This is a genomic window from Chryseobacterium sp. UF-290 (assembly GCF_058245615.1).
The window spans coordinates 148,575-160,449 of sequence record NZ_JBSICB010000011.1 but is presented as its reverse complement, the minus strand read 5'-3'; the positions used below and the strand labels follow the sequence as shown (position 1 = coordinate 160,449).

14 protein-coding genes are annotated in these 11,875 nt (G+C 38.5%); 12 read left to right on the top strand and 2 right to left on the bottom strand.

Annotation, left to right across the window (positions count from 1 at the left end; genetic code table 11):
* Positions 1–521 (bottom strand): hypothetical protein (locus tag AC4IF5_RS14285; protein ID WP_490735605.1); only part of this gene is annotated, 521 nt, incomplete at its 3' end.
* Between the two features lie 162 nt (positions 522–683).
* Between AC4IF5_RS14285 and AC4IF5_RS14280 the strand changes: the two genes are divergently transcribed.
* The 12 genes from AC4IF5_RS14280 to AC4IF5_RS14225 all read left to right on the top strand — a co-directional run bounded on the left by AC4IF5_RS14280 (position 684) and on the right by AC4IF5_RS14225 (position 9,040).
* Positions 684–1,055: a helix-turn-helix domain-containing protein gene (locus tag AC4IF5_RS14280; protein ID WP_490735603.1), complete on the top strand. Its 372-nt coding sequence runs from the start codon at positions 684–686 to the stop codon at positions 1,053–1,055.
* Complete coding sequence (locus tag AC4IF5_RS14275) at positions 1,055–1,609, top strand: 3-oxoacyl-ACP synthase (RefSeq protein WP_490735613.1); 555 nt, start codon at positions 1,055–1,057, stop codon at positions 1,607–1,609. Before AC4IF5_RS14280 ends, AC4IF5_RS14275 begins: the two co-directional genes overlap by 1 nt.
* 82 nt (positions 1,610–1,691) lie before the next feature.
* Entirely contained in the window at positions 1,692–1,949 is a 258-nt protein-coding gene (locus AC4IF5_RS14270) for a phosphopantetheine-binding protein (protein WP_490735601.1), read from the top strand.
* A gap of 84 nt (positions 1,950–2,033) precedes the next feature.
* On the top strand, positions 2,034–3,233 hold the full coding sequence (locus AC4IF5_RS14265) for a beta-ketoacyl-[acyl-carrier-protein] synthase family protein (RefSeq protein WP_490735599.1): 1,200 nt from the start codon (positions 2,034–2,036) through the stop codon (positions 3,231–3,233).
* Positions 3,230–4,291, top strand: coding sequence for a beta-ketoacyl synthase N-terminal-like domain-containing protein (locus tag AC4IF5_RS14260; RefSeq protein WP_490735597.1), 1,062 nt, complete (start codon positions 3,230–3,232; stop codon positions 4,289–4,291). Before AC4IF5_RS14265 ends, AC4IF5_RS14260 begins: the two co-directional genes overlap by 4 nt.
* A gap of 126 nt (positions 4,292–4,417) precedes the next feature.
* Positions 4,418–5,170 carry a polysaccharide deacetylase family protein gene (locus AC4IF5_RS14255; protein ID WP_490735595.1) on the top strand — a complete coding sequence of 251 codons (753 nt, stop codon included), beginning with the start codon at positions 4,418–4,420 and terminating at the stop codon, positions 5,168–5,170.
* Positions 5,167–5,793 (top strand): flexirubin biosynthesis/transport protein LolA2, encoded by a 627-nt coding sequence (lolA2, locus tag AC4IF5_RS14250; protein ID WP_490735593.1) that lies wholly within the window; start codon positions 5,167–5,169, stop codon positions 5,791–5,793. Before AC4IF5_RS14255 ends, lolA2 begins: the two co-directional genes overlap by 4 nt.
* On the top strand, positions 5,759–6,397 hold the full coding sequence (gene lolB2, locus AC4IF5_RS14245) for a flexirubin biosynthesis protein LolB2 (RefSeq protein WP_490735591.1): 639 nt from the start codon (positions 5,759–5,761) through the stop codon (positions 6,395–6,397). The genes lolA2 and lolB2 overlap by 35 nt, the downstream gene beginning before the upstream one ends.
* A gap of 8 nt (positions 6,398–6,405) precedes the next feature.
* Positions 6,406–7,005 (top strand): outer membrane beta-barrel protein, encoded by a 600-nt coding sequence (locus AC4IF5_RS14240; RefSeq protein WP_490735589.1) that lies wholly within the window; start codon positions 6,406–6,408, stop codon positions 7,003–7,005.
* Positions 7,006–7,009: 4 nt separating this feature from the next.
* Positions 7,010–7,390, top strand: coding sequence for an ApeI family dehydratase (locus AC4IF5_RS14235; RefSeq protein WP_490735587.1), 381 nt, complete (start codon positions 7,010–7,012; stop codon positions 7,388–7,390).
* A complete protein-coding gene (locus AC4IF5_RS14230; RefSeq protein WP_490735585.1) occupies positions 7,387–7,863 on the top strand; it encodes a hypothetical protein in 477 nt (158 codons plus the stop codon). Before AC4IF5_RS14235 ends, AC4IF5_RS14230 begins: the two co-directional genes overlap by 4 nt.
* A 4-nt stretch (positions 7,864–7,867) precedes the next feature.
* Positions 7,868–9,040, top strand: a complete 1,173-nt coding sequence (locus AC4IF5_RS14225; protein WP_490735584.1) for a DUF2062 domain-containing protein — start codon at positions 7,868–7,870, stop codon at positions 9,038–9,040.
* Positions 9,041–9,133: 93 nt separating this feature from the next.
* Here the strand turns inward: AC4IF5_RS14225 and AC4IF5_RS14220 are convergent, their stop codons facing one another.
* Positions 9,134–11,779 carry a T9SS-dependent M36 family metallopeptidase gene (locus AC4IF5_RS14220; protein WP_490735582.1) on the bottom strand — a complete coding sequence of 882 codons (2,646 nt, stop codon included), beginning with the start codon at positions 11,777–11,779 and terminating at the stop codon, positions 9,134–9,136.
* Positions 11,780–11,875: the final 96 nt, after the last annotated feature.

Genomic DNA, 11,875 nt, shown 5'->3' with positions numbered 1-11,875 from the left:
GTGGCAGGTTCCGTATTCTGTACTACTGTAAACTGCACATAGTCCCTGGCAGGAGTAACAATCCCATGAATAAAAGCCGTTACCTGATCTCCTTTGAGAAGCGGAAAAGCAATAGCCTTGGAATTGTTCCCGTAAGTGTAAGTAGATACAGCATAGAAAGGACTGCCAAATTTACTGTAAAACTCCTGGCTGAAAGCACTGTTTTCAGTATCGGCAAGAAAAGCAGCGATGGTTTCCTTAAAAGGTACTTTGTAGCTCACTGCAGAGATAGGAATGTTTACGGTAGAGATATAAGGAGTGCTATTTCTTTCAGCCGGCTGTTGAACATCCTGCTGCCTATTTTCATTCCTGAATTTGGCATCAGACTGTACTTTTTCATCAAATTTCTGAAACATTGTGATAGGTGCACGGAATTGGGTTGGCTCCTCAGCAGAAATAACTTCATCCTCTGTACGGCAGGAATGCAATGAAAAGGCAATGGTCCCCACAAGGGCGAGCCTAAAAATTAAATTTTTTCTCATAAGCATTTTTTTATGATTAAATATAATAATTTTTATCACAAAGATGTGATAATGGATGCAATAATATCCAAAATTTTAACTACAAACAACAACCATTGGTTATAAAATCAATAACCAACAGTTATCATTTCAAATTATTTTATATTTGTAAAAAATACCTCCATGAGCTTAGGAACCAAACTGAAGCAGCTAAGACAAAATAAAAACTGGTCACAGGCCGATGCTGCTTACCGATTAGATATTTCGCAACCGGCATATAACAAATGGGAAACGGATCAGACTAAACCCAATATAGATAAATTGGGGAAGATTGCCGAGGTTTTTGAAACAGATATCTATGAATTATTAGAAAATATATCTACTGTTAATTTTCCAAATGCAACTTTTGAAGGAACTTCTTATGTTGTTTCTACTGATTCCACAATTCATATGCAATCTCCTGAACTTATTGAAAGTATCCTGAAAAATCAGGAGCAGATTTCAAAACTTATTGAAGCTCAGAATAAATTAATAGAAAATCTTCTGAAGAAATGATGGGAGGACCATTGATGAAGAAAATAAGTACCTGCACCATAGAACATTCAAAAATAACCGTCAACGGAGATCTTGTTTTTGAAAGCCAGAGCAAAGCATTCCAGGAGTTTGCAAAGGAAGCATATAAAAGCTTAGACCTCAGCTATCCTAAATTCCACAAGATGGACCATTTGAGCAAGCTGGCCTTCCTTGCTGCAGAAACGCTTTTGAAAGATGAAGATCACAGCAGGACAGCGCTGGTCTTTGCCAACAGATCATCAAGCCTTGATACCGATTTCAAATACCAGGAAAGCATCAACGATCCGGAAAGCTATTTTCCAAGCCCGGCCGTCTTTGTATACACATTGCCTAACATCTGTGTAGGCGAGATCAGCATCAGGCACAAAATGCAGACGGAAAACGCATTCTTTGTTCTGGATGAATTTGATGAAAAATTTTTAAATGACTATTCCGAACAGATCCTTCAGTCCGGAAAGGCCGATAAAGTATTATGCGGCTGGGTTGAATTATATCAGGAAAATTACAAAGCTTTTGTATATTTGCTAACCTTGTAATAAATGTAACAATGTATCAATCTAACAGTTTACCAATTATTGTTACATTGTTAGACTGATACATTGGTAAATTAAATAAATTATGGAAAACTTAAAAACTGAATTGAAGCACAAAATTATTGAAGTATTAAATCTTGAAGATATATCTGTAGAGGATATCAAAGATTCAGATCCGTTATTCGGAGGAGGCTTAGGGCTTGATTCTATCGATGCTTTGGAGCTGATCGTTCTTCTTGATAAAAACTACGGAATAAAATTAGCCGACCCTAAAAAAGGAAAGGAAATTTTCCAATCTATTGAGGTAATGGCTAAGTTCATTGAAGAAAACAGAACGAAATAAATCAATATAACAATGTAACAGTATATCAATATACCAAAGATTGATACGCTGTTACATGAATACGTTGTTACATTATTTAATAAAATGGGTCAAAAAATTGCCATAACAGGAATGGGTATCATTTCCTCCATCGGGAACAACGTGGAGGAAAATTTTATTTCATTACAGTCCGGAAAACATGGAATTTCAGATATTCAGATGTTTGAAACCCGCCATGCGGGGATGATCAAAACAGGTGAAATAAAATTATCCAATGAGGAACTGGTACAGAAGCTTAAGCTTGGTGAAGACAATAATGTAACAAGAACTTCCTTATTGGGAATGGTAGCTGCAAAAGAAGCGGTAGAGAGTGCCGGAATTTCAGATATCAACGAATACAGAACCGGCCTGATCTCTTCTACCAGCGTAGGAGGCATGGACATTACTGAAAAATATTTTTATTCCTACGAAAACCATCCTGAAAAGCAAAAATACATTGACGCTCATGATGCCGGGAATTCTTCATTGGCAATTGCCGGTCATTTAGGATTGAAAGGTATGGTTTCTACCATCAGTACAGCCTGTTCCTCAGCAGCCAATGCAATTATGATGGGGGCAAAACTGATTAAAAGCGGTGTCCTGGACCGTGTCATTGTTGGCGGAACAGATTCCCTTTCAAAATTTACCCTGAATGGATTCAATACGCTCATGATCCTTACGGATTCTTACAATACGCCTTTTGATAATAACCGAAAGGGATTGAATTTAGGGGAAGCAGCCGCATTTTTAGTTCTTGAATCTGAAGAAATTGTCAAAAAGGATAACAAACCCGTTTTAGCATACCTTTCAGGATATGGGAATGCCAACGATGCCCATCATCAGACCGCTTCTTCAGAAAACGGACAAGGTGCGTTTCTAGCGATGCAGCAGGCTTTGAAAATCTCCGGACTGGCAAAAGAGGATATAGACTATATCAACGTACACGGTACGGCTACTCCTAATAACGATCTTTCGGAAGGAATTGCCATGATCAGGATCTTTGGAGAAAACAAGGTTCCTGAATTCAGCTCTACCAAAGCGTTTACAGGTCATACCCTGGCAGCCGCAGCCGGAATTGAAGCCGTATTTTCAATTTTAGCCATGCAGCATGGCCTTATCTTCCCGAACCTGAATTTCAAAACAAAAATGGAAGAGTTTGATCTGACACCCGTTACCGAATTGAAAAAGAAAGAGATCAACCATGTACTTTCCAATTCATTTGGTTTTGGAGGAAACTGTTCCACTTTAATTTTCTCAAGATCATGAGTGCAGTATACATCAACAGTGCATCCTGTATCTCTGTGCAGGACACTTTAAACGAAAATATCCTTCAGAATCTTAGCCCGGAAAATTCGGTACAGATCATCAAAGCAATAGAGCCTAATTACAAAGAATTCATTCCTCCTGCCATGATCAGAAGGATGTCGAAGACCGTAAAGATGAGCTCCGTCGCATCACATTATGCATTAAAGGAAGCAGGCATTTCACAGCCGGATGCTATCATTGTAGGAACCGGAATGGGATGCTCACAGGATTCTGAAAAATTCCTGAAAAATGTGATCGATCATCATGAAGAATTTCTGACGCCTACATTCTTTATTCAGTCCACCCATAATACGGTAGCAGGGCAAATTGCGTTAGGACTGCAATGTCATGCTTACAATTTCACCTATGTCAGCACTTCGTCATCCCTTGAGTTTTCATTTCTGGATGCTCAACTTCAGATCAATGACGGAGAGGCAGAAAACGTTCTTGTAGGCTCCACAGACGAACAGACCGACAGAACAATGGAGCTTTACAAGCTCAATAACACCATTAAAAAAGAGGAAAACCTTCCGGTAAATTATCCGAATTCAGAAACGAAAGGAGTTATTTGGGGAGAAGGTGCCGGTTTCTTTGTGGTAGGAAAAGAAAAAACAGAAACTTCTTACGCTAAACTTACAGATATTAAGATCTTAAACAGATTGGAATTGGATGAAACGTCTGACTTTATTCAGGAATTTTTAGTTAAAAATAATCTTTCCGTACAGGATATTGATGCCGTGATCTTAGGCTTCAGTGGAGATTCAGAATCTGATGCGTATTATACCAAAGCAATGGATCTGTTTTCTGATTCAGCATTGCTGTATTATAAGCACCTGAGTGGTGAATTCAATACAGCCAGTGGTTTTTCGACTTTTATAGCTTGTCACATTCTTAAAGAGCAACATATTCCGGAAGTAATGATGATCAATGCAGTGAAAAAAGACACAGTAAAAAATGTGCTTCTTTACAATCATCTGGCAGGTTGTGATCACAGCTTGGTATTACTGGAAAGAGCCTAAAAGGAGAAAAGGTAAAAGAGTAAAATCGCAATCAAAGCAGTGTTATTATCTTAGATTCTTCGCAATGCCCGGAATGATAATGCAGCTGTATAGATTGAGAAAATTTAAATTCAAAAACAGTGAAGGATGAAACATTACCCCTTTATCTTATTTTACCTGTTCTGTAACGTCTTTATTTATGCGTTTCAGGGGAGCTTTTGGGTATATCTGTTTTGTTTTCTGGCATTTTCGGCCGTTGTAGTCTGGGGATCGTTTGACATTGAATTGAATTATTTTGTCAACAGTATTACCCATAAACGGACACGGAATAAAGAAGTCGCATTGACTTTTGACGACGGGCCTACAGAGTTCACACCCAGGTTTTTAGACCTGCTTAAAGAACATCAGGTAAAAGCGACCTTTTTCTGCATCGGAAAGCAGATTGAAAAATATCCGGAAACTTTTCAAAGAATTATTGAAGAAGGCCACACGATCGGAAATCATACACTATCCCATTCCAGCTCTACAGGTTTTTTATCCACTTCAAAAATGATTAAAGAAATCACAGAATGTGATACCGTAATGAAAAATACGGGAAATCTAAAAACAGACCTGTACCGTCCTCCTTTTGGAGTAACGAACCCGAACATCGCAAAAGCAATTAAGAAAACCCATAAACAAAGCATCGGCTGGAACGTCCGTTCTTTAGATACCATCATCGATGATGAAAAGAAGATCTACAGAAGAATCACTAAAAGCCTGAAGAAAGGGAGCATTATCCTTCTCCACGATACTTCGGAAAAAACGTATCGTGTACTGGTAGATTTATTAGTATTTTTGGAGGACAAAAAGTATTCAACCTTTACCGTTGACTCAATTATAAATTCAAAGAAAAAATGATTAAAAATATTGCTTTCGGGGCATTTTTATTGGTTTGTGGTTTCTTTTTTGCCCAAAATACGGCAATGTCAGGAGCAGAGGCTAAGGCATTCGTATCTAAGGTTTCATCTGATACAAAAGAGATCAAAACCTTACAGAGTGATTTTACCCAAACCAAAAAGATGGACTTTCTGGATAAAAGTATTGTGACTTACGGGAAAATGTCTTTGCAGACCCCGAATATGCTAAGCTGGAAATATACCAGGCCTTATCAGTACAGCATCGTTTTCAAAAGCAATAAAATCTACATCAATGATCAGGGGAAAAAGTCTTCGGTAGATGCCAAAAGCAAAACCTTCGAAAAGATCAATAAACTGATTGTCGGAAGCTCCAACGGAACGATGTTCAGTGATCCGGAATTTACGGTGACCTATTTCAAGAATGGGAATTACAACGTGGCGAAATTCATTCCCAAGACTTCCCAACTGTTGAAATACATTAAGCAGATCGAGCTGTATTTTCCAAAGAACCAATCTACCGTTTCTCAGGTCAATATGACAGAGGCTTCCGGAGATACAACCAACATTGTTTTCAAAAATACCAAGATCAATGCTTCAATTCCTGCGTCAGAATTTACTTTATAGCCTGATCATCTTAGGACTGGCATTTTCCTGCAAAAGCTATCAGCTTACTGATGTAAAGCCGGTTTCAGCAGCTGAAAAAACAGTTGAAAATCTATACTTTTCTTCTTCTGAAGACTATGTATATAAATGCCAGATGGATATTTACAGGAATCATGTGAGCGGTATTCTGATCATCAAAAAGATCAGTGAAACAACGCACCGTGTCGCCCTAACTTCTGATTTTGGGAATAAACTGATTGATTTTGAGATTTCGGATCATGATTTTAAGCTGAACTATGTACTTCCTGATCTGGATAAAAAAATAGTCATCAATTTCCTGAAAAATGATTTCCGACAGCTTTTAAAAAGACAATATCCAGTCAGTGAGAGCTTTGAGAACGAAAGCTCCAGGATATACCTTTCCAACATTGACAATAAAAGGTATTATTTATTTTTTAATAAGGAAGATAATCTTCTGAAACAGGTCATTTACACAAAGAATAACAGGGAGAAAATCGATTTTACTTTTGATGCAAAAAAGCATATCTTCGCAGACAGCTTAGCCCTGCAGCATAGGGACTTTAAGATCAGCATAAAACTATTTCAGATAACCGAAACGGAATAATTTCCCACATGAAACAAATATATTTCTTACTTTTTGCACTTATCTCCGGTTTGTCCTTCGCACAGGTCACTTTCAACCCAGGAATCAGATTAGGTGCCAATATTTCACATTTTTCTGACGGTCCGGCTCACGAATCCTGGTATTATAATGATAACCAGGGCTATCATTATGGGACCCATACATACGATATACAATCAAAAGCTGATTTTTACATAGGCTTTCAGGCGAATATACGATTTGCTAAATTCTATGCCCTTCAGCCGGAAATCTATTATACACGCCAGGGAGCGAAATTTGAAAGTCAAAGCCCGGCTGTCGCTTCTAAAACAGTAACCCTTTCCTATGTGGGAGCCGCTGTAGTGAATAAATTTTATTTTGATAAATTTAACATCCATTTCGGTCCGACCCTGGAGCTTCTTACCGATCATAAAAATATTGAAAGGCCTACCGATGCAGATTTGGGATTATTATTGGGTACCGGATATGATATTACAAAGAATATTGGTGTAGAAGCCAGAATAAAAAAAGGCTTTGTACACATCAATAATTATCATACGAATGTAACATTCCAGGTTGGGGTTTATTATACATTTAATCTTAAAAAATAAGATCATGCAGACCATTCTTACAGATTTTTATACATTAACATCATACGAAAAGACAGAAGACGGAAAGTTTACGGCTCATATCCGCTTACATAAAGATCACGATATATTTAAGGGACATTTTCCGGGAAACCCTGTGACACCAGGGGTTTGCATGATGCAGATCATCAAAGAGCTTACTGAAGAATTTACAGGTTCGAAATTATTCCTGAAAACAGCATCGAATGTAAAGTTTATGGCAATCATCAATCCTTTTGAGACTCCTGACTTACTGCTTCAGCTGGATATTAACGAAAATGGGGAGGATGTTAAAGTGAAAAATACAACATCTTTTGGCGAGACTATTGCATTGAAGTTGTCAGTAAGCTATAAAAAATTAACGGCATGAAACTTATTTTATCATTCGTAACGGCATTTATTTTTTTCTTCCAATCTGACCTGGAAACCCTTAGAAACAGCTATGCCAAAGCCAACGATTCCAGTAGCAATACTGAAAATTTCATTGAAACAGCTGAAAAACAATCCGGTTCTGATGCCGTAACGTTAGGCTACAAGGCGGCAGCCAAGATCATGGAGGCAAAAATAGCGAAAGGCAACAGAAAAGCATTGGTAAAAACAGGAGCTACAAGTCTGGAAAGCATCATCAAAAGCAACCCGAATAATGCGGAGCTTCGCCTGATCAGATTAAGCGTTCAGGAAAATATTCCGAAAATAGTGGGATACCGTGGCAGCCTGAAAGATGATAAAGAGTTTCTTCTGAGCAATTACAGCAAGCAGAATGCAGCGTTAAAAAACTATATCAAAAGGTTTGCTATGCAATCCAAAACCATTACAGAGTCTGAAAGAGCTACTTTAAAATAAAACCATGTCCCCTGCTGAAGTACAAAATGCAATTTCCGAAAAGAAGATCTGCATTTTAATACCCACCTACAATAATGAGAAAACTCTGAAGAGAGTGATTGACGGTGTTCTCCACTACACCGGAAGTATTATTGTGGTCAATGACGGATCTACCGATTCTACGCCGCAAATCCTCACTCAATATCCCCAGATTACAGTAATCTCCTTACCTGAGAACAAAGGAAAAGGAAACGGGTTGAAAACAGGCTTCAGAAAGGCAAAAGAGTCAGGATATAGCTATGCCATAACCATTGATTCTGACGGACAGCATTACCCTGACGATATTCCTGTATTTGTTGAGGCTCTTCTTCAGGAAAAGGAAGATGTACTCCTGATCGGAAACAGAAATATGTCTCAGGACGGCATTCCTAAAAAAAGCAGCTTCGGGAACAGGTTTTCCAATTTCTGGTTCTGGTTCGAGACCGGAATCAAGCTGGAGGATACCCAATCTGGGTACAGACTTTATCCTTTACACAAAATACCCGGGAAATATTTTACTCCCAAGTTTGAGTTTGAAATAGAGATCATCGTAAGAACTGCCTGGAGACATGTTCCGGTAAAGAATGTCCCGATAAAGGTGCTTTATGATCCGGCAGAACGGGTTTCTCATTTCAGGCCCTTCAAGGATTTTACAAGGATCAGTATCCTGAATACGATTCTGGTAACGATTACCCTATTATACATTATTCCGAGAAACTTCGTGAATAATTTCAAAAAAAAAAGCTTTAAAAGGTTCCTAAAAGAAGATGTGCTGGAAAGTGACGGCAGCAACCGTACAAAAGCTTTTTCCATCGCATTGGGAGTCTTTATAGGGCTTTCTCCTTTTTGGGGATTTCAGACGCTGCTTGTCATCAGTCTGTCTGTTCTTTTCAAGCTGAATAAAGTACTGGCTTTTATAGCTTCCAACGTGAGCCTTCCTCCCTTTATTCCTTTCATTATTGCTGCTTCTTTGTTTTTGGGAGCTCCATTTGTTCAGGGTGAAAGCAATATCCTGAACCAGGATCTGAATTTCGAACTGATCAAGAACAACCTCCTGCAATATATTATCGGGAGCTTTATTTTAAGTACTACATTATCTGCTCTTTCAGGAGCGGCTACCTTCTTGTTTCTCAATAAGCTGAGCCCGGATAATGATTAACGCTATACACTCTGACATATCATATTAAACGATATAAAAAGAAAGCCCCGGAATTTGTCATTCCGGGGCTTTTTATCATAATGATTCTTATTTTTATTTTGAAACAATAATTTTCTGAGTATAATCGATAGAGTCATTATTAACTTTTACAATATATGCTCCATTGATCAGTTTTTCCGCACTAATCGTATTTTGTTTATTAAGGTTGATGCTTTCTTTGGAGACAAGCTTACCTGTAAAATCATAGATAGAAACGGTTGTAATTCCTGATAATTTCACATCTGAAGGAGTCTGTATTGTGAATTCATTTCTTACCGGGTTTGGATAGATAGAAATTCCTTTAGAGTTTTTAACTTCATTTACAGCCAATGTTCCACATTCAGCAGGAATTGTAAAATCTTCTACCTGGTCACTCATTTCCGGTAAAGGCTGGCTTGCCCCGAACGCTAAACCATTAAGAGCTCCTGCTGATGCATTTACCCCTAAACCTCTTTTAGCAAATGTTCTCCAGATCATACATTTATTTTCTCCGTTGGTAGAAGCCTGATCAGCTGCAAGGATCGCATCTCTTCCCTGTGCAAAAGTCGGGTTACATGGCTGTAGCTTAAGCGCATCCATTACCAGCTGTAAAACTCTGGCACTACCGCTGTTAGGATCTGCCAAAACATTACTGTTGTATCCGTATTTTTCTACATATTTCCAGTTAAGGTCCCAAAGCATTGAAGCCCAGATAAAGCCTATACTGTGAACGTCAGGTACTGTAATCGGTCCAAGTACAGAATTTGCATTTACTTTCATCCCATTGGTTCTGCCATAGGTATAATCATTTATTAAGAAGTCAGGTGAATACTTTGCCGGTCTTATTCCTCCTCCGGTTGTTGGCTCTCCTGAAGCAAATGTACCTATTCCTCTGGCAAGGGAAGCATTATCTCCAGGTTTAGTAGTCATCATCAAAGCAAAGAAATCAGACCATCCTTCGCCCATCTGTTCATTTGATGAAATATAAGAAAGACAAGAACTTCCGGTTCCGGTAAGACGGTTAGAAATTCCATGCCCATACTCATGGCTTATGATTCCGTTATCCAAACTTGCATCTTTATAGACAGCCTCAGTTTTTATTGTCGCATTTCCAACAATCCCATTCGTCAGGTCATTCACTAAAAATTCTCCTTCTGATTTTCCTACCATGATTGTAGGTATTGTAATAGTAGCATCTGTTCCTCCCATTCCTACAGGTGTATTCTGGGTTGGATGGTACTGTATAACTCCTACTGCTCCTGCATTCTGAAGATTTTTTGTTTTAACGGCAAAACCACATCCTGCCGCATTTATCACTGCAATTTTTCCTGTAAGGCTTCCTGCTGCAACGGCAGTACATGCATCTGCCGGAGTTGAAAGAGCCAGATCTCCTGTTACAGGCGGATTCCCTATCAGCTGCGGTCCAAAGCTAGCGGTAGCGGCTACCGGAGTTCTTGCCACATAGTTTGATGGAGAATTATAGTAAAGATATCTTGCATCACCAGGCATAAAAAGGAACATCTGCATTCTTCCGCTTGTTCCGTCAGCACCAGGATTAAAATTAGCGTTGTTAAGGCCGCTTCCATCTCTGGATTCTGCAAGGACAGGGTCATTACCTGTTCCCCCCTTTCCAAAGTTATTTTTTTGATAGTTTCTTGCAGACTCTGTAAATCCGAATTTATAGAATACATCATGCATTTTATTCGTTGTATAGAATAAATTGGTTACTGCGGCAGAAGTATAGGATGTATGTTGAGCGGTTACATCTAAAGGGAAGTCAAATGCTCTGTTTACCCCTCCGTCAGGAGAGAACTGTGGCAAGTTGGTATTATTCTCATCAGTATAGGCAAAGGCATTATTCCCTCTTGTTATGGTATAGCTGTCTGTTCCGTCAGAATGCCAGCCTTCCGGAGAAGCTGTCAGGTCCCATGGATTGGTAATCAGCGTACGGCTTCCGAAAGTTGGGGCTTCCACAGGGAATGCAAATACATTATAGGAAGCATTGTCAGGTGATAAAACAAAATTTGCATTCTTTTGCAATGCTGCTGTATTACCAGATAAAACAGATGGTTGAACCGCTACATCAGATAAAGATTCCTCCAGTGAATGATCATGGCCATAAGCACCAGGATGGAAACTGCAGGAAAGCGTTGTATTTTCCTGATATAAAATGGAACCGTCTTCTGCGTTTACAATAGTATTCCATACGTTACTCGTCCCTTTTTCTTCTACATTAAACTGATAGCCCAGTATTAATTCTCCTCCTTTTGCAAAATAAACAACATTTGTTTTTATAGGTTCTTCTTTTCCGTCCACATCCTTTACAGTAAGTGATCCGTTCAGCTTTTTAGCTGTTTCTGCAACTAAAGCATCTTTTCGGCCGTTTTCCTTTCCTTTAATTGCAGTAGGATAAGTCTTAATAAAAGTATCCGCAAAACTTAATACTTTTCCTTCCCTGATCAGTACATTGGCAGAGCTTCCAAAAACAGGAATTCCATTAACCGTCTGCTGTATCCCTACAACATCTCCTTTCAAACTTTTTGAAGGATCTACATTGATAATTTTAAAGGTCTTCAGTTCCGGGTTTACCCTTTGAAATGCTCCCTGGCTGGAATTAACGTAATCTTTGATCGTTTGCTCGTATTTTTGAGCTGAAACCACGCCAACACTGAAAAGCGAACAAAACAAAAGGACTTTAACACTAAGTCGAATTTTTTTCATAAGTTTTACTTTTTAACAAATATTAATATCCAATTTTTTCAGTTAGTAGGGAAATAACATAAAATGTTACATTTTTACATAATATTTATTAAAAAA

Coding starts and splice junctions, on each gene's coding strand:
- AC4IF5_RS14220 (WP_490735582.1), bottom strand. CDS start 11,779: ATGAAAAAAATTCGACTTAGTGTTAAAGTCCTTTTGTTTTGTTCGCTT.
- AC4IF5_RS14280 (WP_490735603.1), top strand. CDS start 684: ATGAGCTTAGGAACCAAACTGAAGCAGCTAAGACAAAATAAAAACTGG.
- AC4IF5_RS14225 (WP_490735584.1), top strand. CDS start 7,868: ATGTCCCCTGCTGAAGTACAAAATGCAATTTCCGAAAAGAAGATCTGC.
- AC4IF5_RS14235 (WP_490735587.1), top strand. CDS start 7,010: ATGCAGACCATTCTTACAGATTTTTATACATTAACATCATACGAAAAG.
- AC4IF5_RS14240 (WP_490735589.1), top strand. CDS start 6,406: ATGAAACAAATATATTTCTTACTTTTTGCACTTATCTCCGGTTTGTCC.
- lolB2 (WP_490735591.1), top strand. CDS start 5,759: ATGCTTCAATTCCTGCGTCAGAATTTACTTTATAGCCTGATCATCTTA.
- AC4IF5_RS14260 (WP_490735597.1), top strand. CDS start 3,230: ATGAGTGCAGTATACATCAACAGTGCATCCTGTATCTCTGTGCAGGAC.
- AC4IF5_RS14270 (WP_490735601.1), top strand. CDS start 1,692: ATGGAAAACTTAAAAACTGAATTGAAGCACAAAATTATTGAAGTATTA.
- AC4IF5_RS14230 (WP_490735585.1), top strand. CDS start 7,387: ATGAAACTTATTTTATCATTCGTAACGGCATTTATTTTTTTCTTCCAA.
- AC4IF5_RS14275 (WP_490735613.1), top strand. CDS start 1,055: ATGGGAGGACCATTGATGAAGAAAATAAGTACCTGCACCATAGAACAT.
- lolA2 (WP_490735593.1), top strand. CDS start 5,167: ATGATTAAAAATATTGCTTTCGGGGCATTTTTATTGGTTTGTGGTTTC.
- AC4IF5_RS14255 (WP_490735595.1), top strand. CDS start 4,418: ATGAAACATTACCCCTTTATCTTATTTTACCTGTTCTGTAACGTCTTT.
- AC4IF5_RS14265 (WP_490735599.1), top strand. CDS start 2,034: ATGGGTCAAAAAATTGCCATAACAGGAATGGGTATCATTTCCTCCATC.